Below are 22,407 nucleotides of genomic sequence, written 5' to 3' on the forward strand. Positions count from 1 at the left end.
TTGGATAATGCAAGTGTACTGGGTATAATATCCATAATCATGAACCTATCGTCTGGAGGGATATTAATGAATATAAAAAAGAGCGCAGCAACCTTTGCTGCGGTCATGCTGGCTTCTACGCTGGCTTCGTCCGCTTATGCCGCATCTGATCTGACGGTACCGGCAGCCGAGCCTTCAAGTGTAGCGTCTCCTTCTGTACCGGTAGTACCATCTGTACCCAAAACTCCGTCGACACCGCAGAGCAGTTCGTCCGGCAATACCAGTTCGGGCAATACTAGCAGTTCCACTAATCTGGCTACTTCACTGGTGAACACGGCAGGCTTTAGCTCAGCCAAACAGTTCACTGGCTACTTTGCCAATCTGAAGCGCGCAGTTGCAAATGGCAACCGTGATGCTGTCGCCAAACGTGTCTCTTATCCGCTGGTAGTGAATGCCGCCAACGGTACCAAACGTTCCATCCTGAACCAGAAGCAGTTTTTGAATGAATATACGTCCATTATGACATCCAATGTCCGCCGGGCATTGTCCACACAGAATGTGAATCAGGTGATGGTCAGCTCCCGCGGCGTTATGATTGGCAATGGTCAGATCTGGATCGGCGCGATTGACAACAAGCCGGGTATTTATGCGATTAATCTATAAAATCAGTCTTGCCACTGCTGCACAAAAAGCGTAGTTGTTTGGAGAACTACGCTATGCGCATCTTAACGTGCAGGCACAGAAATGAACGGTATAACAAAATGAAGACGAGGCGTATCTCCAGGAGATGCACCTCGTCTTTTTTAGGACAACAACATTTACTCGACCTATAGCCATACTGCATCCATACCCATAAGCGGTATTAAGCTTATGATTATCATCTATTTCTGTCCTATGGGCTCCAGCTTGTTTTCTTGTCTGCGACGGATATCCCATAACCCCAGCAGGGAATCCAGATTGGTCAGGAGCACTCCGATCAGTACCACAGCTGCACCAGCTGCCATTATCCAGCTCAGCGGTTCTCCATATACCAGCCATCCCAGCAGCAGAGCAAGGATTGGTGAGATATACAGCCAGGTCGAAGGAAATACCGGATTCGTCCGGGATATTAACCAATAGAACAGCGTATGCCCTCCCATCGAACCGACCACGATCAGATATACCAGAGAGCCAATAGCTGCCGCTGATCCGAACGCCTCGATATGCATCTGGTTATGCTCGGTAATCAGAGACAAGACGAGCAGCATCCACCCGCCATGCAGTAGCTGGGCAGCATTCTGGGACACCGACGAAATTTCCTTAAGAGCCGATGATACCTGCTTGGAATAGACTGCTCCGCTGGCATAGCCAATCTCACCCACAACCACGACCACACAGGCGATCATCCACAGTGGATGGTAATCTCCGCCGCCTGCCAGACCCGGCAGCATCAGCAGCCCCACACCCGCTAGTCCGATTACTGCACCTACAAATGCCAGCGCAGGAACACGTACTTTCAGTATCAGTGCCCGAATGAGCAGAATCATCGCCGGGCCGGTTGCCGACAGCAGCGCGCCTACACCGGAGGTAACATACTGCTCTGCCCAATACAGACTCGCAAAGGTCATAAAGGTCATACTGGCACCGATCAGCAGTGTCTCCCGCCGCCACAAGACCGAGAAGCTGGCTTTGCCGCGCATATACATGATGCACATCAATATCAGACCTGCCAGGGCAAACCGTATGCCTGCACTCCCAAATGGTGGCAAGCCGGCATCCACACCCACCTTGATCGCCAGGAAAGTCGTTCCAAAAATAATGCACATTATTATGTAGCCTATCATAATCATCGGTTATTCCCCCTCTTCGTTCTGCTATTGTAAAGGAAACCATACAGACCAGATGAGGATATACAGAACAGATGACTTTAACGACCCACTGCGGTAGAGTATGATAAACACCTGAACCGAAGTACATAGGAACGACATTTGTTGAAAGGAGCTTTGCCAATTATGACTTCATTCCCCGTTGATCCGTATACAGAGAAGACTTCCCCGCAGTCTGGTTCGCTCCACAAAAATACCATTAATTCCCATAATACTTCTAAATCTTTTCGCCAGATCAGTGCGTATCTGGAAGCACGTATTCGTCGTGGGGACTGGCAGGCTCATGAGAAACTGCCTTCGGTACGCCAGTTGGCAGAAGAAAGCGGAATGCATCGGTTGACTATTCTCAAAGCTTATCAGCAGCTCAAAGATTCCGGACTTGTGTACGTACGGCACAAATCGGGTTATTATGCAGCTCCGCCAGCAATCAGTGCAAGCCTTGATCATGCCCCTGAACCTGTCCTGTTTGATGGCAATATGGCTGCGCTACATCAGTTGCCCGCGCGGTACCAGTTCTCGCAGGCGCTGATTGATCCGAACCTGCTGCCCAATCATTACTTTGCCGAGTATATGAAAGAAGTATTCGATCTGTATCCCAAGCTGCTTGGTACGTATGCCCAGGTGCAGGGAGATCTGGAACTCCGCGAAATGCTGGCCGACTACTTTAGACGATCTGCTCAATTGCATCTGGATGCAGAGGAACTGCTGATTACCAGTGGAGCCCAGCAGGCGATTCATCTGATCGCCGATATCTGGATTCGCCCTGGTGATCCGGTGTTGGTCGAATCGCCTACGTACGCCAATGCAATAGATGTATTCCGGCAAAAAGGAGCACGCCTGCTATCGATCGGTATTCAGGATGGCAGCTACGATCTGCAGGAGATTGAACAGATTATGAAGCGCTATCGTCCACGGTTGTTTTATCTGAATCCTACTTTTCATAATCCGACCGGTATCTGTATTCCGGTCGAACAACGCAAGCAGCTGGTTGATCTGGCGGCACAGTATAAATGTCTGTTGATCGAAGATGATACCTGCAGCGATATCTACTTTGACCGCAAGCCTCCTGCTCCTGTATTCGCCTATGATACAGAAGGTTATACGATTCATATCCGCAGCTTCAGCAAATATATCTCTCCTGGTCTGAGAATCGCCTGTATCGCTGCCCGGCAGCCATGGATGTCCCAGCTGCTCGCTGCCAAGTCTCTCTCAGATGGCGGTACACCGCTGCTCAATCAGAAGCTATTCCTGCATTATTTCATGTCGGATCGTCTGCATCGCCATCTGGACAAACTGCGGATCGCTCTGCGCATTCGCATGGAGATTATGCAGCAGGAACTCGATCAGGCGGGCTGGTATTATAAGCAACCGCAGGGTGGGCTCAGTCTGTGGGTAAGAGTGCCTGATCATCTCTCGGTTCCTCTGCTGCTTCGTGCATGTCTGGCCCGGCAGATCAGTCTGGTACCCGGTTCACTATTTGACGTCCGTGAGCAATGTGGACAGTATATCCGTCTTAGTTTTTCTTTTGCGAGCGAGACACAGATTCGAACAGGGATGCGCGAATTGATAAATATTTCCCGGGACATAATTGGGCAGTAAAGGGTGGAAAATCATAAATTCCCGAGAGAATACCGGCTTATTCTCCAGAGTTTTTAGTTACTTGCTGTTATTATCCATATATCAGGTAAGATATAATGCTGATTATCGATTAGGATCTATACGCAAACAGCACAAAAAAACCTGATATCCTCTGTTTTTTTGTAAAATCAGGCTTCACGTTGTCCGATAGGCGGTCTTCCGTAGGCCGCCTTTTGCTATGTGGTTCGTTATTCATACAGGTTTAATAATTGTCACCAAAGTCCAAGTGTCCGGGTATTATTTGCCTGATTCCCGATAAGGCGCATCCAGCTGCAGCGTTAATGGCTGCAGTCGCAGCATTCCTTTATCATACCGATAGACAGCATCCAGTTCTCCAATGAACTCCGATGTACCAGCTTGCAGGGAATAGACAGCATGGATCTGATTATCCTCTACTGTATACTGCTGCACATCTCCACCGTGAATATAGTTTGGCTCATTTGCTGCTGGTGGCTGTGCGAATGTATCTACAGGAATCGTCGTTGTCTGGTCATTCACATGGAGCTGAATATTTTCTTTGTCCAGCTCGGTAGTAAACTGGCGCTGGACTGAATTGCTGAGTGGTTCAACCGGCACCGAATCTCCATTCGGGCGGAATACCTGAATCGTGTTCAGATATGCCCCGGTACCATATCCATACGTGAGGTTCACGATTATCTCCTGCTGTCCATCTCCATCCAGATCCGCTTCACTGATCAGCGGCGCGTAGGAAGTGTTACTCACCTGCGTTCCCAGCAGGGTACACTGGAACATCGGTGTATGCAAGGACAGATTGTGGTAGTTACCGTCTTTGCCAAGAGCACCTTCTATGGTAATCCCGCGCTCTTCATCGGTCATGATTGTCTCCAGCAGTCCCTCCGGTTCGCCGGGATCGACAGGTGCCACTTCCTGTCCCTCCGCATGAATTGTACTGACCAGAACAGGTGAACTGGTTGTCGCCGTTTGACAGGAATGCAGACGGGCTGCCGATACTGTCTCAATACAGATTGCGCTCAAAATGACAGTGAGAAATACCCATTTTTTAATATTCTTTTTTATATTCAAAGGAGTGCCTCCTGATATGATATGCTTTTGGGATATACATCAATCTGTACATCCAATGGTTCAATCGTTGTCAATGGCTCCGCTTCGGAAAATCAGACACAGCGGAGCGGGGTGTCTGACATAATCATTCGTGTTCTCTCCTTATGCTACGCGTTGAAACAAAGAATTACCAGAAAAAATTGAAAAATTCCGAACAACCACTCAAATAGATGGAAATAGCAAGAAGCAGTATATAAATATTACCTTCACAGGAAGACCCATAAACAGGATTAACATCCGCGAAATGAAAATAGAAGCCTATGACGGCATGATCGCACTCTGGCAACACACCGAAGGAATGGTGAATGCACTCGCTGCAGACGGAATCGATCGCGCTCATCTGTTTGTATTAAATAATAATGAGGATGGACAGCAGTTCTGGACCGCCAGCCTTTGGAGAAAAGCAGATCATCTCTCTGTCTTTTCAAAAGATACTCATGGATAATATAAATCCCAAGCATCCTGGTTCTAGCTAAAAAGCCTGATGAGTCTACCTTTTCTCCGGCAGACCCATCAGGCTTATGTACATACAGTAAATTATCTACCACTATTGCGATTACGCATCATGCGAACCATCAGCACAATCAGCAGCACAAGAAAGACGACTGCTACCAGTATAATGGAACCGCTAATAATCAGTGAAGACCAAACAATATGCATAGTTATCCCTCTTTTCCCAAACGGTATTGATACCAAACGCTCTTTCTTCATTTCCCATAATGGCTACTTGTGAAACATCGGGCACGTTCTAGGCAGTAATGATCCATGCTGTATATGCTGGGTAACCGACCTTTTTTATACTCTCCTGCCGCTCTTCCTCCCTATGGAAAAATTTACTTTTACGGGATGTTGATTTGCGATATGATAATGGCTAAAAAGCCGTACATAAGGGGGAATACAATATGGTAGATCAAGCGATTACCGAAAATGTCATTCGCACGCGCACCAAGCTTCGCCGGGATACACTGGTCTCGGTGCTGGATGAATTTGATGCCAATATCATGAATCTGAATCCGCAGAAACGGGCCGAGAAATACAGCAAGATGAGCCAGACGGCATTTTCTTTTTTCCGGGGAAGTGCGTATCTGTTCTATTATGATGCAACCCGGCATTATTTCCCGTATCATACACCAGCAGATCGTCCGACATGGATTCAGGGCGATCTGCATTTTGAGAACTTTGGAGCTTTCCGCAATGAATCGGGCGATATCGTCTACGATGTGAATGACTTTGATGAAGGATATGTCGGCTCGTATGTCTATGATGTACTGCGCATGTCCGTTAGTATCGCGCTCGTCTGCCGCCAGCTGGGCTATGATCGGGAGCAGCAGCTATCCATGCTGGAGCACTACATCCTCTCCTACTACAAGCAGATTCGCTGCTACGCCGAAGGCAAAGAGAATCCTGCCAAATTCATCATGGATGAATCCAATGCCAAGGGACCTGTCCGCAAACTGCTGCGCAAGCTGGAAAAGCGCCGTCAGGGACATTTCCTCGAAAAGGTAACTGCTGTGATGCAGAGCGATCGTGTATTTCTGGAGAATAGCGAGCTGGCGATCCCGTCTGCCCGGGAACAGGAGCTGCTCGAACAGGCATGGACATCGTATCAAGATACCCTGCTATGCTGTGAAGACGATGTGAATCACTACAAGATCAAGGATATCGCGATCAAGCACGGATCAGGTACGGCCTCAATCGGCCTCGATCGCTATTATGTGCTAATCGAAGGCGGAGCAACCGGCGAAGGCGAAGATGACCTGATCCTGGAAGTCAAAGAAGTACGCGCACCGGTACCTGCCTATTTCCTCCCGTATACCGAATCGTTCTGGCAAAAATTTGGCCATCAGGGCAAACGCGTGACGACCACACAGCAGGCAATGCATCACAAGGCGGATCCGTATCTGGGCTATCTTACGCTGGAGGGTCGCGATTTCTATGTACGTGAACGTTCGCCTTACAAGAAACGGCTGAAGCTGGAGAATATCCAGAGCACCGACGATATGCAAAAGATCCTGTCCACCATGGCTCAATTAACTGCCAAAATGCACTCCCGTGCTGACCGCGATGTTAGCGAAGGCATCCTGCCTTATCACAGTGAACGCGAGATTTACAAAGCCATGGGCAGCAAGCCGGATGCTTTTGTCCAGCATATTTCCCGATGGGCGCATGCCTATACCGATCAGGTGGAACGGGACTATCAGCTGTTCTGCGAGTGGGCGGCTTCTTTTCAGACGGCAGCGGATTCTGCTGCACACGAAGTCGAAGCAGACAGCTGAACCGAACCCAATAGCAACAAATACTGCTCTATCGATGGAACAAACTTAATTCGTATGCTTAATCTTTAGGCTGCTGTACAGTAATTCTTTTTTAACAAGATACGCAGAAAGAATAAATATATGCAGAAATAACAAAAAGACCGTACTCCCTGTTAGAGATACGGTCTTTTTGTATATTGATTGCAGTCGTTCGCTTATTTCACCGAACCACGGGTAACCCCGCTAATGATCCATTTCTGTGCAAACAGATAAATAACGATCATCGGCAGCATCGCCAGCAGATACGAGGCGAATGCCAGATTATAGTCTGTATTGAACTGTCCCTGGAAAATATACTGCACCAGTGGCAGTGTGTACATATCCTGGTCACTGACAATAATCAGCGGCAGCAGGAAGTCGTTGTACGTGGACAGGCAGACGAGAATACCTACCGTTGCATTGATCGGTGCCATCAGTGGGAAAATGATCCGCCAGAAAGTTCCCCATGTCGAAGCACCATCCACGGTCGCCGCCTCTTCCAGTGCAACCGGAATCGAGCGGATATAGCCGACATAGACAAATACGTTAAATGCCAGTGCGTATACCGTATGCAGAATTGTCAGACCGACCAGGTTGGTCATATGCAGCGATGCAGTCAGCTTGACGATTGGCAGCATGATGATCGGGAACGGAATAAACATCGCGCTGACAAAGTAAAAATACAATCCTTTGAAAAACTTGCTGCGCTCCATATTCCGTCCAATCGCATAAGCGACCATCGAGTTGGTGAGCAGGGTCAGTACCACGGTCGCTGTAGTCACCAGCGCACTGTTGCGGAATGCCTGAAAGAAGTTCGTCACTTCGATCGCATTGGCAAAGTTGTCAAAACGCCACTTGGTAGGCAGACCGAACAGGGACTGGGACATCTGCTGCGGATCTTTGAGTGCAATAGTCAGGGCCATATACAGCGGGAACAAAATGATCAGTGTTCCGATAGCTACCAGTATATTGATCGGCCAGTTGATTTTGGTATTCTCTTTCATTACATGTCCATCTCCCTTCTTTGCAGGAAGCGAATCTGCAGAATCGAGATTACAGCAATAACGATAAAGTAGATCACCGAGTTCGCCGATTGATAAGCGAATTCGCCACCTTCAAATCCGCCCGTATAGATCAGGAAGGAGATCGACTGGGTTGCCCGTCCAGGTCCACCATTGGTCAAAGCGACAATCTGGTCGAACACCATCAGCGCATTTTTCATTGCCAGTACCATATTAATGGTGAAGAACGGAGCGATCAGTGGGAAGGTGATGCTCCAGAACTCCCGCCATTTGCCTGCTCCATCGAGGCTGGACGCTTCATACATATCTTTGGAGATGGTCTGCAGACCGGCCAGATACAGAATCGTATTCAGCGCGATACTCTGCCAGACCGCCACGATCACGACGCCGATCCAGGCCAGATTCTCATTACCGAGTATGTTCGTGGACAATGCGTTGATGCCCAGAGACTGTCCCCATACAGTGAATACATTGGAGAACAGATAGTTGAATATGTAACCCACGATCAGTACGCTCAGAATATTCGGCAGGAAATAGATCCCGCGGAAGAAATTACGGAACTTGATGCTCGCATTCAGTCCGAGGGCGATCAGCAGACTGAATACGTTAACGAAGATGGTAACGACTACTGCGAACTTGATCGTAAACCAGTACGCATCGCCCACCACATTATCGGTGAACAGATTAATATAGTTACGGAACCAGATAAAATCGTACGTTTTACCAAATCCATTGTAGTTGGTAAATGAATAATAGACCCCCTGAATCGCCGGCAGCGTCAGGAATAGAAAGAATAGCAATACGGCCGGAATGGTCATCCAGTAATAGGTGGACATCCGTTTGGACATGTGTCTTCCTCCCCTTCTTGGCTTTCCTCTGTTACGTTACATCTATCGATCAGGCCGCTCAGCTTGCCCTGCGAGCAGCCACCTTGTCCCACTCCTTGTCCAGCGTACCCAGGAACGCATTGATATCCTTGTTCTGCAGGAACGCCTGTACTGTCGGATTCAGCTGTACCGCACTTGGAATATAGTGATCGACAAAGTCGACAATTTTACCCTGTTCAAAATACGGCAGCAGACCGGATACACTCTCATCCTTTTGCTGTACACCGTCTACCGAAGAGAACAGATTCTGTTCATCAATATACTGCTGGCTGTTCTCCGGCTGCAGCAGGAAGGAGATAAACTGCTTGGCTTCCTCCGGATGCTCGGTCTGATTGGAGATGGCGAGCAGAGTATCCACGCCGGCAGTCAGTTTGTTCTGCGCTTCATCATTGCTGCCCGGCAGCGGGAAGAAGCCCAGGTTGATATCCGGATTGACTTTGCGAATCTCGGAGATTGCCCAGCTACCCTGGATATACATCGCTGATTCTCCATTACCGAACGCACGGTTACCGTCGGCATAGTTTTTACCAAAGTTATCGCTGTGTCCATAATTCAGCAGCTCCAGCTGCTTTTTGGCTACTTCCTGATAAGCCGACTGGAAAGTGGTCTTGTTCTCACGACGTTCCTTGTAAAAATCAATCCCGACCAGGGTTCCGCCCATATCGTTGAACGGCAAGTTGGTCTGCCAGTCATCCTTGTACGTAAAGTAGAATGGAATCACATCGGCTTCTTTTGCTTTTTTGGCTGTTGCGATCAGCTCATCCCAAGTTTTGGGTACAGACAGACCGAGCTTTTGGAAAATATCCTTGTTGTAGATGACGCCGCTGGCATTCAGGGCAAACGGAACACCGGTAACTTCCTGCATCCCGGTGACATCGGTCAGCATCTGTACATATTTGGGATCGATGTTCTGAAGTAGAGGGTCATTGGTGAGGTTAAGAAAAATTTCGCTTTGGGCCAGAAGAGAGTATGTATCGGTTGCACCCAGTCCGATAATATCGGGAATATCATCCTTGACGACACGTGTCTTGAGCACGGTCTCGGCATCCGGTGGATTCACCTGGGAGACATGAATATTCGGATGCTGTTCATTAAACTTGGCTACCAGTTTGTCAAAGCTGCCCTTGGCTTCAGGTTTGTTCTGGAAAAACTCCAGCTCCACCACACCGCTGGCATTATTGCCGCCACCGCTGCAGGCTGCAAGGGTCAGAATGATCAATAAGCCTGCAAGACATGCACTTCCCCATTTTCTCATGCTAACATCCCCTTCAAAATAGATACCTACTGTCTGACAAGCACCCTCTGCCGAAGCAAAACAAGGGGCCGATCAGCATTTTGCATAATATGCAGTTCTGTCGGATAATAGAATATCCCTATCGTTAAGCGCTTACAATATGCTAAAAGTTGGAAAACCTCATCCGGTTATTGTAAGCTCATATTGAAGGGTCTGCAGTTTTGCATATTTCAAGCAATACTATTTATTATAATTAAGAATACCCTTTTCGCTCAAAAAGTAAACGTTTTCTTTGAGTGACTTTTGCATTTACATAATAATAAGGAAGTAGATAACTAAATTAAGATTTTTGACAACCCTTTATAAAAAGCCATTTTATGGAATTATCCATTATCAATCGCAATTATATGGATATAAAGCTGTTATGCTATTTATATATTTATTAACCATCTCACACTTTTATTTCCCTTTCCGGCGGCTACCTTATTTATCCTTTCCAATTCACGTTATTTCTTATAGGATATCCAGAGGAACTACCGGATCAGGCTAATATATTAATAATTTCTCACTATATCAGGAAAGGAGAATGATTATGCAACCGATTCATCAACTGGTCTATGCAGGTATTGGAGCAGGTGTACTGATCTATCTGATCGGACTGCTGCTCGTCAAAGTCACTCCACAGCCGCGCTTTTTCCGGTTTTGCCCCGGACTGCTCGCCTTGGTTGCCAGTATGATTCTATTATGGCTGATTGTACCCTCGGGCAATGATGAGAGCTGGACAGGAATTCTGGCCTTTTGCCTTGCGCTGATCAGTACTTCACTGATCGGACTTGTGCTGCTGTTGTTCCAGCTGTTTTATCGTCTGGGCAAAGGTTATGCACGTCCGTAAGCGGCGGCATGGATAATCGGCATGATAGATCAGTAGCTCAATCAAGAATATTGATATGATGGAAGAAAGGGGAGGTGTCCTTATTGATACAGTTTATATATATGGGAGCAGGCCTGGCATTGGTTTTGCTGATTATTAGCATTATTCTGATTCGCTTCAGACCCTCGTCAACGACCAGACGTTATATTCCCGGCCTGATTGGCGTATTGATCGGCGCTCTGCTGATGCTGTTCAGTCTTTTTCAATCCGGCTGGGATGCTATCGGATATCTGGTTCTATCACTGATTATTATCATGTCGTCACTGATTGTATTGTTCATCATACTGGTCATCGGTAAACGAATTGCCGGACAACGCCGTCATTAGCTTTTATCAAGATCCAAATCGAAGGCAGACGATAATCGGGTGATGGCTCATTATTCCACCCTTTTTGGTAAGAATTTGCCGTATTATTATATCATCCAGCGAATCCTTTATCGGATGAAATAGGTCGAACACACATAAAGACAAACAAAAAAGAGCCTTGTAAAAGGCTCTTTTTTCATTCAATTTTGCTGTGCACAGGCATCCGCATACTTCCGAATAAATGTTACATCGCAGACTGTGGCAGCTAATCGGCATTGTAGAAAGTGATCCGGTTTTTGCCAGCACGCTTGGATTGGTAGAGTGCCTGATCGGCCATACGTACAATCTCGATCGGATTGTCACTGTCAACCATATAGACCGCCCCACCAATACTGCAGCCGATATTGACCTTCTGGTATTCCAATACAAATGGTTTGTTCAGCAAGCTAATAATCTGTTCACCATATGCTTGTGCTTCATCGTACGAATGATCCTTGGAAGTATGCAGCACCACGAGGAATTCGTCGCCACCCAGGCGAACGGTAATATCTTTGTTCCGTGACAGACTGCTCAGACGCTGAGCGACCTTTTGCAGCAGAATATCACCGGACTGATGTCCCAGAGTGTCATTTACTTTTTTGAAGCCATCCAGATCGATATAGAGAAAGCTGAGCTGCTGCGATGAATCATCTTCATGCGCAGCCAGTGTGCTCTCCAGGTATGCTTCCAATGCATTACGGTTCGGCAGTCCGGTCAGATGATCGTAGAGAGCAATCGTCTGCATCTGATCCAGCTCGACATCCTTTTGCATAAGCGAGGTCACCATCGTCCGCAGCGAGCGGGACAGAATCTCGATCTCATAGAAGCCACGCTGCACCGGAATATCAACGATTTCCTTTTCACTCAGGCGGTCGGCACGATGCGTCAGTGCACGAATCGGCAGTGAAATCTTGTTCGCCAGGAACCAGCCAATCAATGCAAACACAATAGTCGCGATCACCCCTGCAATAATCGTAAAGGTATTCATATCCGCGATCGATGTCAGGGCCGTGGATTCCGGCTGGCGTACAAGCACGGTCCAACCAAGCCCCGGATAATCCATATATCCATCACCATAAGCATAACCAGTCAGATAGGTATGTCCATCCGGCCACTCTTCCAGTTCCCAACCGGATTGTCCAGACTGTGCCTTCTTTACACTGCTCAGCGGCAGCTTCTGTCCCACCATGCCATCCGTTCCCAGCAGAACTACTTGATCCTTTTGGCTGACAATCATCACTTCGATATCCTTGTCGTTCTGGCGGAATGATTCCATGACCGACTGCTTTACTTCACGTGCCCAGTCCCAGCTCATGTGAGCAGCGAGCACGCCTACTTTTTGACCTTTATTATTGAGAACCGGCAGACTGATATCTACGAACTGCAATGGTTCGCCGCTCGGATTAGGCAGCAGCTTGGCCAGCAGTACGGCATCATGTACGTCGCCGATGAATTTTTTCTTGATTCCTTCCTGATAGACAGGACGCTCGGACAGATCCTTACCCAGCAGAATATTGTCTGTCGAAGCCAGCACTTTGCCATGAATATCGGTATACCCGATCCAGGAAAAGGACGGAAAGCTCGATTGCAGCTGATCCAGCATATCGTGTACTTCATCCATATTGTTCGAATTACGGAGTACCGGCAGTTGAGCCAACAGATCCATTTCCCCTGAACGGGACCACATGAAGTTATCCAGCTTGTCTGCTGTATTATGCGCAGTACTGAATAAGGAATCTCCTATTTCTGCTTTCATATTGTTTACGGCATAGCGATTCATTACCCAGCCGAGAGTACCCGACAGCACTAGCGATAATACAATAAATACAATGACCAGTACGGTCCTCAGTTTATAACTCATCGACTGTTCCCCCAAATGATTCGACTTGATGTTTAAGTTATCGGCTATCCAACACCTTCGCTACACATATCTAAAGTCCTATTTTATCGAATTATAAGATAATTTGTCGAATTTTAGGATATTTTCATGTATTAGTTAATTAATAATACGCTGCTTCATTACTCACGGATCACTATTTTAAAATTGTTTTTTTGATTTTATAGATTGTCATAGATCGTTAGAGTCATCGAAGGTAGTTGCATTGCGATAATTCTTTTCTTTGCGTGAATTCACTTATTCGTCCTACAGACAAAAAACTAAAAAAGACCTTGAAGATTATTTCTTCAAGGTCTTGCCGTTTAGACTTCAATTACCATTACTGCATCTAAATAAGAATCTAATGAATCCACAGTAATCCATGGTGGTTCGTCCTGTCTGACTGAATAGAAACGTAAAACACTATATTCACCATCGTAAGATAAAATAACGTAAAAATTTCTTTTCCCATTAAATTGTCTATAAAGTACAGCCGCCCATATCTCAATCATTTTTACGCCAATTCCAAATAATTGGATCGGCTCGATGATGTCTTCAAATATATCATCAAGATGAATATGGTTATGCAATGCTTCGAATGCTGTTCGATCTATAGTAAATTCACTAGGCGTAAAATGAGATGGTAAATCAGGTCCGTTTTTTTGTTTTAACAATACACAGCCATCCCACTCTATAAAAGTCGGGAAAATAAAAGGATCGATACTGTTCAAATAAATATCATAACGACTTTCTTTTATATTTGCTTGTTCTAGTTCATCCAGATACTTTTGCATTTTAGAATTAATTAACAACATTTACCTCATTTCAGAATATAAAGGCTCTAACCGCGATGCAGAGTTTGTTCTGCATTCAAATTTTAATAAATCCAGGTCGATCGATCATTAGTAAGCGATACTTCCACCGTCGCTTCCCAATGCTTCTTTTCTATCCCTGAATATACCTGCTCTGGTTCTCTATTATATATTTTCAGCGGGTGGCGTCTATTCGATCGCTGTCAGCACGTCGAGCAGCATTTGTTTGAATAGGTCACGGTCGATTTTTTCGCAAACACGTACGTTAGGCTGCTGTCCCAATCGACCGTTGATATCTACTACGCTGTATCCGCGTGTCCATTCTCCACGGGTCTCTACATCGACAAAGTACTCATGGGATTCTGTCATGACTGCTTCATTTGCAGCTACAGCCATGAGCAGTGTATCGGGATGGGTCGTTCCATTCAGCCGGTGCACCTGCTTGTTGAACTGCATAACCACTTTGTTCACATCGGTGAAAAATTTCGTTCCCGAAGTTCCCAGCGCCTGAATCTCGGCATGATCGTTATCGTCCATCAGCGAATAGCGCGTGCACATCTCCCAGCCAACCATCGTCGTCGGGATGCCTGAGCGCAGTAAGATGTGCGCTGCTTCCGGGTCTACGTAAAAGTTGTATTCGGCAGCAGGCGTAATATTGCCGAGTGCGTTATTTGTACCGCCCATTACATACAGATGCGGAATTTTCGGCACAATGGTCGGGTCCTTCTGGATCGCCATCGCGATATTGGTCAGCGGTGCGATCGCCAACAGATGAATCTCGCCCGGATAACGATGTACCGTCTCGATCAGAAAATCGACGGCATGCCCGTCTGCCGGACGCTGGATAGCCAGCGGGAAATTGGCGCCGCCCATGCCGTCACTGCCATGCACATCCTCGACGGTTCGGTGTGATTCCGCATTCCATGTGGTCATCAGCGGACGTTCGCATCCTTTGTAGACCGGAATACGACCATCTGCTCCGCCTTTGCCGGCCACCTCAATCGTATAGAGTGCATTCTCTACCTGCTGGTCAAACTGCACATTGCCTCCGGTCATCATAATGCCCTGTACATCAAAATGATGCAGGGCTGTCAAAATGGCGATCGTATCATCGCCTGCGGTATCGGTATCAATAATTGCTTTGCGTAAAGTAGTCATAAAAGAGTCTCCTATCGTTGTACATTTGGAATATGAAATAGGGATTACTACAGTGCTTGTACGGCAGATACCGCGTACAGATTCCGGATTATTTGAGCCAATCCGAATAGAATTGACGGTATCCTTCTTTCATAATGCTGGCCGAGAACGTCTCAAAGGCATAGTCGCGATTCTCCTGAGAGAAGCGGCGCGGCGACGATACTGCCATATTGACCAGCTCAAACCAGTTATGCTCATTACCGGCAAAGGAATGAGCCGAACTAATATGGTCATAACATGGATGCTCCGGCTTCACGACAATCTTGCCCATTGCCAGCGCTTCGGTCAGCGGCATCGCAAATGTATCAAAGCGTGAGCTGCTCCAGTAGACTTTGGACGAGTTCATCAGCTGGAATATCTCATCCTGGGACAGGGCAAACTGCAGCTTGAGATTGGCAGGAATGTCGTATTTCTTCATACTCTCCCGGTAGCGCTCGCCGCCGAACACCATGAATACTTCCTTATCAGGGTTACGGTGCGCATATTCAACGACCAGATCCGGGCGGCGATTCTCTTCATCCCGCCCAATCCACAGTACCCGGTTATCCACCACCTCGTCCGGGTTAAAATGCTTCTTCGCCAGCTCTTCGCTGAACCCAATCGGGATCACATCCACATCGGTAATACCAAACTGCGACGCCATCTGTCTTTTGAGAAATGGCGTCTGTACAACAGCTTTGTCCACCATCGTATAGAACGGCTTCATCATCTCATAGCCTGTCAGTGCCGGATCAGGGAAGCTATGCGGGAAGAGCACACTATTGGGCAGGAACATCTTGAGAAAAGTAAATCCGGATACCGTATAGATCACATGGTCAATATTGTGGCTGTGAATCTGGTCGAGAACGATATCATAATTGACCAGATCGCCTTTCTCATGTTCATAACCGGGCAGCCAGTCATAGCCGCTCACATGGCGTTCGGGGGAAATAAAGACAATCTCCACCCCCAGCTCGGCACTGAGTGCCTTGAGCCGTTCCGCAAATACACGCGGCCCCTGGTTCTCGGTAAATTGAATTTTGCGCATAATCAGTCCGATTTTGGTCATTACCATTGCTCCTTTTTCTTATCCAAACCAGTCGGGATCGCTAACAACTCCAACTGTATGTACGTATAGCCAATGATTACCTGCTGCAGATTAACAAAACAAACTGTATCTATTGTAGTCTTTTTTGCACGAATTGTCCTGACAGGAACCGACAATATCGAGTCCGCTTCATTGCAAATCATGCGGCGATAGATGCTTCATTCCATTGGAATCAGTTTACGCTGAAAAACCGTCTCTTCCTGTGTACGGTAGCCGGCAGATTCATAAGTTCGCCAAGCGGGTTCGTTGTACGAGCTGGTCAGAATAGTCACCGTCTTGACTCCGCTCGTCCGCAGCTCCTGCTCCATCTGCCGAACCAAGCGGCTCGCTACTCCTTGCTCACGGGCCGCTTCTCGCACATACAGCTCGGTAATCTCGGCATTCGGACGTTCATAACAAAAGGAATGAAATACCTGCGCGCAAATAAAACCTGCCGCCTGCTCTCCATCCATCGCGATCAGAATAATCTCCCGGCGATTGGCCAGATACTCACGCAGCTGTTCTTCCTCCATAATCACACCGTTAAACTCCAGATTCATTGCTGCCAGCTCGTCGGCATGTTCTGCTGCTGCATGTACAATCTGTACTTGATTCATAGGGGTATTCTCCTTTGCTTATCGAATAGGATACGGGATTACTGGGTCAATTAAGTGATGGACTTATCATAATATAGTCCTGTCCTGTCAGCCAGCTTCACTCCTGACTGTAGACAGGTGCATTTCATTTATAACTAGCCGTTCATAGTGAACCATTCAGCGACTATAGCTTGGATGAGTTCGGTTCGCACATCAAAAAACCTGATGCCAGGGTGCACATCAGGTTTTTGGGATACATCTTATTGGATTGAGGATTATCTGTTTCTGGCTGGACGAATATACTATTCCAATACTTTGTAATACAGATTGGTCGCATCCAGCGAACCGTTCTCCGAGCGGGCAAAATACGGAATCTGTCCTGCCAGCAGGAAGCCGAGCGATTGGTACAGTCGATTCGACGGATCGCCATCACGGGTATCCAGCACCAGCAGGGAGCGCTCGGACTGACGCGCCACCTGCTCTGCTTCGATCATCAGCTGGCGGGCAATACCATGACGGCGGTAATCCGGATGCACCATCAGCTTGGCGATCTCGGCACGATGATTGCCGTTGGGCTTGCTGCAGAGCTGCACTTGTACAGTCCCGGTTATCCGTTCACCGGAACGCGCAGCCAGCAGAATGGTATGGGGCTCGATAACGCTCTGCCAGTAACTTCTTGCTTCTTCCCTGTCCAGCGGTGGCAGGAAGCCGATAGATGCTCCATCGTCCACTACAGCCACTAGCATATCCACGAATTGATCCATCTCTTTATCCAGCGTATCCAGACGTTCTATGGTTACCTGATCCAACATTATGATTCCCCCTGTTATGCAGCTGTAATATGGTTATGAACAGTATACCGACAGCCTATCACCGAAAAAAGGGTAAATCCGGCGCATAGTGTTTCCACTTTTCTCCCTTTCCATCTCTTCTAGCGCTTGCTTAGTCTTGGGAGAACAAGGAAGAACCTATTTCGTTCAGATCCTCTCACCAAACCACAGATCCTGAAATCGGGTCCATCCCCGTTCATTGATCCGTACGCCGCGAAGACTTGGATGATGCAGCAGTATCGCAGAACGCTCCACCAGCGGGATAATACTGCAGGAATCCAATAACTCTGCTTCGACCTGCTGCCGCCATACAGACCTCTGCTGGTTCTGCTCATGGGAATGTTGATCGGTAGAAGAGGCATGGTTGGCCCCCAGCATCTTGTCAGTAATATGGTCGATTTGTTGGATGCTTTTCTCCAGAAGTCGGCTGCGAATCAGGCTATGCCCGGACTGCAGGTACTCTAGCTGCCGGAGCATTCCGCCGCTCAGTACTGCTTCGAATAATATCAGATCCGCCTGCTCCCGGATCGTCGGCTGATTCAATTCAGCCCATGGAACAATATGTACGGCGATCTCAATCCCCAGCTCTCTATACTGTGCCTGCAGCCAGTAGGCATCCCGTTCATGACGTGGAAATGTATACAATGCCAGTGTCTGACCCGTATAGCCAGCGATCTGCAGCGCTTCGCGTGCTTGGTCCGGCTGGTACAGCACATCTTCATTTCCCTGGGGTTCATTTTCTTCTGCCTTTGCCGGAAAATCATGCTGTCCCTCTGTAACACGAAGTCCATGGGCAGCGGCTACCCGTGTATCTCCCAGTTCATAGATCATCCGGTTGCGGTCAATCCCATGCATCAGAGCCTGCCGCAGCGAGCGATTCTGCAACTGTCCGGCTGTACGCGTATTCACCGACAGCAAGGATACACCGGTGACATGATGCTGTTGCAGCAGATTCGCAGGAGGATGGATAGCCGCTTCTCCCGTCACGACAGTCAATGTGCCCGGTGCCGGACCAACCGCATAGGCCGCTTCCTGTTCCGGTACAATAATAATCTCGATCCGGTCGATCAGAGCTCCCCGATCATAATAACCGGGGAAACGTTCCAGTACACATTGACCACGCTGCAGACTCATCATGCGGTAAGCCCCCGATCCGATTGGCAGCTCTGCCTCTGTCCATGTACCTGCCGGCAGAATCGAAGTCCCGCTGTGGCTCATGTACAGATCCAGATAGATATTCGGACGATGCAATACAATCTGCAGGGTGTACCGGTTCAGCACCTGTACAGTATCTACTTGTCCAACCAGCCAGCTATGGGCATGAACAGGGCTGCGCAGACGCTCCAGGCTGGCAGCTGCATCGTGTGCAGTCAGCTCCTGCCCACTATGAAAGCTTATATTTTTGAGCAGGTAAAAGGTCCATATCCTGCCTTCTTCCTGACACTCCCAGGCATGAGCGAGTCCGGCCGTTACACAAGTTGATTGTGCATCATATCGGGTCAGCCTGCTATACAGCTGATCCACCAGCTCTGTATCAAAAGCAAATACCGCATTCGCCGGGTCCAGACAGACGATCGGCCGGTAAATGGGTAGACGCAGTGTCTCGATCACCTGTTCCGTCTCATCGCGGGCTGCCGAATAGCCAAAATACGCGGTCAGCCAGGGCAAAAAAGCATCCCGCACCGCCGCTACATCTTCATATTCATGCACCCAGTCAAATGCAGACTGCACATCGCCTGCCATTACGCGTTCCTGGGCTTCCTCCAGCAGTACTTCGGCTGCGGAGCGAAGGAATACCAGCGCCGACCGATTCCCTCTCCCCCGTCCCGGTTGAAACGTAATCCACGCCGTCTCTGTCATCCGGGCCAGTATCAGCCGGGCATTACGCGATGTACAGAACAGTGCTCCCGCCAGTTCTTCCATAGTGACGCGGAGCAGCTGGTGTTCCTGCTGACTGATAAATGCCTGACGCAGACGCATATAATTCTCTGCCATACGCAATGCAGGCTCCTCCTCTCCTGTACGTACATCCTATAATTCCGGCCACTGCTCGATACACTGCCATAGATGCTCCATCGTCTCCCGGCGCTGCGCCAGCAGCTGCGGATGCGGCCAGATCGCCTGAGGCTGCAGCAGATCCCGCTCGATCAGCAGCAGCATCCACAGCGAATACAGTATCGCAAATCGGTAATAATCCTGGTGAAAAATTTTCCAAGCCAGCGATAATCGATGATCCTGTTCACCAAACTGTATAGTTTGCCGGGTCTGCTGCCAATACTGCTGAAGAAGCTTTTGCCGAAGTGTCGGGTTCATTCTTCGAGGAAATAGAGGATGCGACATGTCGAGCAGATGATACAGATCCCAGTAAGGCAGGGCAGCATGGGCATGCTCCCAATCGAGCACGATCAGACGTCCCTCTGGATTCAGTCCGTAATTGCCTGCATGCAGATCGCCATGGGATAGTACTGGCGATTCCTCTGGAGCAAACTGTCGCAGTTCATCCCGTAAACTATCCCACTTCTGTGGATCTGGGATACAATATTGAGCTCTTCCACTGCGTTCTTCCATACCCTGCCCATGTTCGTCATGTTCATCGTGTGCATCATAGATTCCGTTCAGCAGCCCTACCGCCTGCTCCCAATTCTGAAGCACCTCGTCTTTGACAGCAGGCAGGGGTGGCTTCTGTCCCTGAACAGGCAGCTCCTGGATATTTTGTATCGGTATGCGATGCCACTGTGCCATCAGATTCACCATTTCCAGCAGCACCTGCTCGTTATGGTGATGACTCAGCGTGCCTATATCCTCCAGAATAAGCCAGCAACCCGAGGATGCAGATACATCTATAGCGTGCTGATTAGCGGATGCCTGTGCTTCTTCATTTCCTACAGTCTCTGTAATGACCCCTGTCGAATATGCAATCAGCTGCGGATATACCTCAGGCAGCCATGGCATCACCTGTTGATACACCCGGACTTCGCGTATTACATCCGCTGCTGTGGCGAATGGCTTGTAAATATAGCTCTGTCCGTTTTCCTTTAACTGAAATCGCTGTACAGACAATCCGTGCAGTCCGGTGTACAGTACTTCGATGTTCGTTGTCCACTCTCTATGTAATTGTCCCTGCCGGGTAACGATAGCTGTCCACTGCATTACATTTCACCTGATTTCCGGTTGGTTCCCTTTGATTATGAATACCACTATATCATGCGACGAGCTACCCTGCAGGTCACCGGCAGTCAGATAAAGAGGAATTTCCATACAAAAAAACAGCCCGCGTCCAGATCAATAAGGAAGCACGAGCTGCTTTTGGATGAGATGATCATTTATAAAATATAGCCCTTAGCGGACAGGTACAGATAGATGAAATAAAGTGATTATTTGGATCGCAGTGGATTGCCGGCGCGGATATCATCGGTCATTCCAGGATAAGGAGCAATAGAGATCAGCTCTTCATTGTCCACACCTGCATTCTCGATAAATGTAATATCGGCAAATTCCGGTACGACATACTTCGGATAAGTCTCATATTTCAGACGGGATTCTTCCATCAGAGCGATATGGTCGTTCTGGTAGCAGACCGTGATCTCCGGATGTTCATGCACCCATTTCGGGAAGAAAATAATACCATGCATTCTTTTCTCATCTGGCATAAAATTAAGAGATACATCTGTGCCTGTCGGTTCGGTCCAGGATACTTTGTAGACGCCTTCGGTCAGTTTTACCAGATCTACTTCCTGATCGCGTACCCAGCGTCCTGCGACCATACCGGAGTGAATACGGTAATCGATCGTGTGGTCATTCTTGATATAAATCTCGTATTCCCAGCCGTTCTCATACGTATAAATCATGTGACTGCCAACAAATTTGTCCATGTTCAAAGCACCTTCCTCAAGTTAGTATAATGTGTCCAGCTCCAGGCATTTCTGCGAACATGCAGGTTCTGAAATGCCAAAACTTTATTGAATGTAATCAAAACGTGTAACTATTTACATGTTTATATTAACACTATTCGTTATACACCGTCAAATTGTTCAAGGGGGATTATTGCCTTATGCGAGTATTAAAATATGCCATTCTCGGGCTGCTGAATCGCCACGAATGCAGCGGCTATGATATTACAAGTCAATTCAAGGAAGAGATCGGGCAGTTCTGGAGCGCCAAACACAGCCAGATTTACCCGGAACTCAAAAAGCTGGTCGATGAAGAACTGGTCCAGTTCCGCACCGTGATTCAGGGAGAGAAATTAGAGAAAAAAATGTATACCATTACCCCGGAGGGGCAGCGGGAACTGCTGGAATGGGTGAGTGCTTCGGCTCCCCTGCCAGAGACGGAAAAAGATACATTCATGCTGAAAATGTACTTTATCGGCAATCTGCCGAAGGAAGAAGCACGGGCCCTGTTCGCAGATCAGCTGCGTCTGCGCCGTGAGAAACTACTGGATTTGCAGCAACGATATGAAGGACTAAAACCGACATTTGGAGCGGAGGGTGCAGAGGTGACATTTGCCAATCCTCATCTGGGACATTATCTGGTACTGACCAAAGCGCTGGTACGTGAGCAGAGTTACGTAGACTGGCTGGAACAGCATTTGCAGATATTCGGGTAGTGAGGTGCTTTTACTGGCAGCTTTTGCTGAAGGATTGGAGTTACTTGCGAAGAGTAGAAAAAGTGCAGCAATATGGAAAACTAGAAATACCAAAAAGGCATCCTGATCAGGGATGCCTTTTGCGTGTGTCTATATGAATAGTGTAGA

Annotated in this window: 22 protein-coding genes; 7 read left to right on the forward strand and 15 right to left on the reverse strand. The window is 47.9% G+C overall.

All coding sequences use genetic code 11. The features are described from left to right. The first annotated feature begins 66 nt into the window (after positions 1-66). The gene (locus H065_RS26765) at positions 67-642 is read left to right on the forward strand and encodes a hypothetical protein (RefSeq protein ID WP_017811156.1); all 576 of its coding nucleotides are present in this window, start codon (positions 67-69) and stop codon (positions 640-642) included. A 218-nt stretch (positions 643-860) separates the two neighbouring features. On the opposite strand, the gene H065_RS0101105 is transcribed toward H065_RS26765, so the two are convergent. Next, a complete protein-coding gene (locus H065_RS0101105; protein ID WP_017811157.1) occupies positions 861-1,808 on the reverse strand; it encodes a DMT family transporter in 948 nt (315 codons plus the stop codon). A gap of 162 nt (positions 1,809-1,970) precedes the next feature. On the opposite strand from H065_RS0101105, the gene H065_RS0101110 reads away from it, so the two are divergent. After that, positions 1,971-3,443: an aminotransferase-like domain-containing protein gene (locus tag H065_RS0101110; RefSeq protein WP_017811158.1), complete on the forward strand. Its 1,473-nt coding sequence runs from the start codon at positions 1,971-1,973 to the stop codon at positions 3,441-3,443. Positions 3,444-3,719: 276 nt separating this feature from the next. Here the strand turns inward: H065_RS0101110 and H065_RS0101115 are convergent, their stop codons facing one another. Next, positions 3,720-4,526, reverse strand: a complete 807-nt coding sequence (locus H065_RS0101115; RefSeq protein WP_017811159.1) for a hypothetical protein — start codon at positions 4,524-4,526, stop codon at positions 3,720-3,722. 283 nt (positions 4,527-4,809) lie between these two features. Between H065_RS0101115 and H065_RS0101120 the strand changes: the two genes are divergently transcribed. Next, complete coding sequence (locus H065_RS0101120; protein WP_017811160.1) at positions 4,810-5,010, forward strand: hypothetical protein; 201 nt, start codon at positions 4,810-4,812, stop codon at positions 5,008-5,010. 92 nt (positions 5,011-5,102) lie between these two features. Here the strand turns inward: H065_RS0101120 and H065_RS28425 are convergent, their stop codons facing one another. Then, a complete protein-coding gene (locus tag H065_RS28425; protein WP_017811161.1) occupies positions 5,103-5,225 on the reverse strand; it encodes a hypothetical protein in 123 nt (40 codons plus the stop codon). A gap of 242 nt (positions 5,226-5,467) precedes the next feature. On the opposite strand from H065_RS28425, the gene H065_RS24920 reads away from it, so the two are divergent. After that, positions 5,468-6,841, forward strand: coding sequence for a DUF2252 domain-containing protein (locus H065_RS24920; RefSeq protein WP_017811162.1), 1,374 nt, complete (start codon positions 5,468-5,470; stop codon positions 6,839-6,841). A 194-nt stretch (positions 6,842-7,035) separates the two neighbouring features. Here H065_RS24920 and H065_RS0101135 read toward each other — a convergent pair whose 3' ends face one another. The 3 genes from H065_RS0101135 to H065_RS0101145 are packed head-to-tail and all read right to left on the reverse strand — an operon-like array spanning position 7,036 to position 10,023. Continuing rightward, the gene (locus H065_RS0101135) at positions 7,036-7,863 is read right to left on the reverse strand and encodes a carbohydrate ABC transporter permease (RefSeq protein WP_017811163.1); all 828 of its coding nucleotides are present in this window, start codon (positions 7,861-7,863) and stop codon (positions 7,036-7,038) included. Further along, positions 7,863-8,729, reverse strand: a complete 867-nt coding sequence (locus tag H065_RS0101140) for a carbohydrate ABC transporter permease (RefSeq protein WP_017811164.1) — start codon at positions 8,727-8,729, stop codon at positions 7,863-7,865. Before H065_RS0101140 ends, H065_RS0101135 begins: the two co-directional genes overlap by 1 nt. Before the next feature lie 58 nt (positions 8,730-8,787). After that, positions 8,788-10,023, reverse strand: a complete 1,236-nt coding sequence (locus H065_RS0101145) for an ABC transporter substrate-binding protein (protein WP_017811165.1) — start codon at positions 10,021-10,023, stop codon at positions 8,788-8,790. A 571-nt stretch (positions 10,024-10,594) separates the two neighbouring features. Here H065_RS0101145 and H065_RS0101150 point away from each other — a divergent pair. Both H065_RS0101150 and H065_RS0101155 read left to right on the forward strand, forming a co-directional pair. Next, the gene (locus tag H065_RS0101150) at positions 10,595-10,894 is read left to right on the forward strand and encodes a hypothetical protein (protein WP_017811166.1); all 300 of its coding nucleotides are present in this window, start codon (positions 10,595-10,597) and stop codon (positions 10,892-10,894) included. A gap of 83 nt (positions 10,895-10,977) precedes the next feature. Continuing rightward, the gene (locus H065_RS0101155; protein ID WP_017811167.1) at positions 10,978-11,259 is read left to right on the forward strand and encodes a YesK family protein; all 282 of its coding nucleotides are present in this window, start codon (positions 10,978-10,980) and stop codon (positions 11,257-11,259) included. A gap of 244 nt (positions 11,260-11,503) precedes the next feature. On the opposite strand, the gene H065_RS0101160 is transcribed toward H065_RS0101155, so the two are convergent. The 9 genes from H065_RS0101160 to padC all read right to left on the reverse strand — a co-directional run bounded on the left by H065_RS0101160 (position 11,504) and on the right by padC (position 21,526). Beyond that, positions 11,504-13,138, reverse strand: coding sequence for a sensor domain-containing diguanylate cyclase (locus H065_RS0101160; RefSeq protein ID WP_017811168.1), 1,635 nt, complete (start codon positions 13,136-13,138; stop codon positions 11,504-11,506). A gap of 338 nt (positions 13,139-13,476) precedes the next feature. Further along, a complete protein-coding gene (locus H065_RS0101165) occupies positions 13,477-13,947 on the reverse strand; it encodes a PM0498 family protein (protein ID WP_238557857.1) in 471 nt (156 codons plus the stop codon). 207 nt (positions 13,948-14,154) lie between these two features. After that, a complete protein-coding gene (locus tag H065_RS0101170; protein ID WP_017811170.1) occupies positions 14,155-15,123 on the reverse strand; it encodes a nucleoside hydrolase in 969 nt (322 codons plus the stop codon). A gap of 88 nt (positions 15,124-15,211) precedes the next feature. Further along, on the reverse strand, positions 15,212-16,210 hold the full coding sequence (locus H065_RS0101175) for a glycosyltransferase (RefSeq protein WP_017811171.1): 999 nt from the start codon (positions 16,208-16,210) through the stop codon (positions 15,212-15,214). Between the two features lie 197 nt (positions 16,211-16,407). Then, positions 16,408-16,845, reverse strand: a complete 438-nt coding sequence (locus H065_RS0101185; RefSeq protein WP_017811173.1) for a GNAT family N-acetyltransferase — start codon at positions 16,843-16,845, stop codon at positions 16,408-16,410. A gap of 281 nt (positions 16,846-17,126) precedes the next feature. Beyond that, positions 17,127-17,636: a GNAT family N-acetyltransferase gene (locus tag H065_RS0101190; RefSeq protein WP_017811174.1), complete on the reverse strand. Its 510-nt coding sequence runs from the start codon at positions 17,634-17,636 to the stop codon at positions 17,127-17,129. Between the two features lie 165 nt (positions 17,637-17,801). After that, positions 17,802-19,649, reverse strand: a complete 1,848-nt coding sequence (locus tag H065_RS0101195; RefSeq protein WP_152425770.1) for an ABC transporter substrate-binding protein — start codon at positions 19,647-19,649, stop codon at positions 17,802-17,804. Positions 19,650-19,685: 36 nt separating this feature from the next. Next, positions 19,686-20,804: an aminoglycoside phosphotransferase family protein gene (locus H065_RS0101200; RefSeq protein WP_017811176.1), complete on the reverse strand. Its 1,119-nt coding sequence runs from the start codon at positions 20,802-20,804 to the stop codon at positions 19,686-19,688. A gap of 224 nt (positions 20,805-21,028) precedes the next feature. After that, positions 21,029-21,526 (reverse strand): phenolic acid decarboxylase, encoded by a 498-nt coding sequence (gene padC / locus H065_RS0101205; RefSeq protein WP_017811177.1) that lies wholly within the window; start codon positions 21,524-21,526, stop codon positions 21,029-21,031. A gap of 179 nt (positions 21,527-21,705) precedes the next feature. Here padC and H065_RS0101210 point away from each other — a divergent pair, with 179 nt between their 5' ends. Then, positions 21,706-22,260 (forward strand): PadR family transcriptional regulator, encoded by a 555-nt coding sequence (locus H065_RS0101210; RefSeq protein WP_017811178.1) that lies wholly within the window; start codon positions 21,706-21,708, stop codon positions 22,258-22,260. Positions 22,261-22,407: the final 147 nt, after the last annotated feature.

The sequence above is a fragment of the Paenibacillus shenyangensis genome (genome assembly GCF_000346635.1).
In the GTDB taxonomy this organism is placed as follows: Bacteria; Bacillota; Bacilli; order Paenibacillales; family Paenibacillaceae; genus Saccharibacillus; species Saccharibacillus dauci.

Bases quoted from the DNA above. Each gene is read 5' to 3' on its own strand.
- H065_RS26765 (WP_017811156.1), top strand. From the start codon at position 67: ATGAATATAAAAAAGAGCGCAGCAACCTTTGCTGCGGTCATGCTGGCT.
- H065_RS0101105 (WP_017811157.1), bottom strand. From the start codon at position 1,808: ATGATTATGATAGGCTACATAATAATGTGCATTATTTTTGGAACGACT.
- H065_RS0101110 (WP_017811158.1), top strand. From the start codon at position 1,971: ATGACTTCATTCCCCGTTGATCCGTATACAGAGAAGACTTCCCCGCAG.
- H065_RS0101120 (WP_017811160.1), top strand. From the start codon at position 4,810: ATGAAAATAGAAGCCTATGACGGCATGATCGCACTCTGGCAACACACC.
- H065_RS28425 (WP_017811161.1), bottom strand. From the start codon at position 5,225: ATGCATATTGTTTGGTCTTCACTGATTATTAGCGGTTCCATTATACTG.
- H065_RS24920 (WP_017811162.1), top strand. From the start codon at position 5,468: ATGGTAGATCAAGCGATTACCGAAAATGTCATTCGCACGCGCACCAAG.
- H065_RS0101135 (WP_017811163.1), bottom strand. From the start codon at position 7,863: ATGAAAGAGAATACCAAAATCAACTGGCCGATCAATATACTGGTAGCT.
- H065_RS0101140 (WP_017811164.1), bottom strand. From the start codon at position 8,729: ATGTCCAAACGGATGTCCACCTATTACTGGATGACCATTCCGGCCGTA.
- H065_RS0101145 (WP_017811165.1), bottom strand. From the start codon at position 10,023: ATGAGAAAATGGGGAAGTGCATGTCTTGCAGGCTTATTGATCATTCTG.
- H065_RS0101150 (WP_017811166.1), top strand. From the start codon at position 10,595: ATGCAACCGATTCATCAACTGGTCTATGCAGGTATTGGAGCAGGTGTA.
- H065_RS0101160 (WP_017811168.1), bottom strand. From the start codon at position 13,138: ATGAGTTATAAACTGAGGACCGTACTGGTCATTGTATTTATTGTATTA.
- H065_RS0101165 (WP_238557857.1), bottom strand. From the start codon at position 13,947: ATGCAAAAGTATCTGGATGAACTAGAACAAGCAAATATAAAAGAAAGT.
- H065_RS0101170 (WP_017811170.1), bottom strand. From the start codon at position 15,123: ATGACTACTTTACGCAAAGCAATTATTGATACCGATACCGCAGGCGAT.
- H065_RS0101175 (WP_017811171.1), bottom strand. From the start codon at position 16,210: ATGACCAAAATCGGACTGATTATGCGCAAAATTCAATTTACCGAGAAC.
- H065_RS0101185 (WP_017811173.1), bottom strand. From the start codon at position 16,845: ATGAATCAAGTACAGATTGTACATGCAGCAGCAGAACATGCCGACGAG.
- H065_RS0101190 (WP_017811174.1), bottom strand. From the start codon at position 17,636: ATGTTGGATCAGGTAACCATAGAACGTCTGGATACGCTGGATAAAGAG.
- H065_RS0101195 (WP_152425770.1), bottom strand. From the start codon at position 19,649: ATGGCAGAGAATTATATGCGTCTGCGTCAGGCATTTATCAGTCAGCAG.
- H065_RS0101200 (WP_017811176.1), bottom strand. From the start codon at position 20,804: ATGCAGTGGACAGCTATCGTTACCCGGCAGGGACAATTACATAGAGAG.
- padC (WP_017811177.1), bottom strand. From the start codon at position 21,526: ATGGACAAATTTGTTGGCAGTCACATGATTTATACGTATGAGAACGGC.
- H065_RS0101210 (WP_017811178.1), top strand. From the start codon at position 21,706: ATGCGAGTATTAAAATATGCCATTCTCGGGCTGCTGAATCGCCACGAA.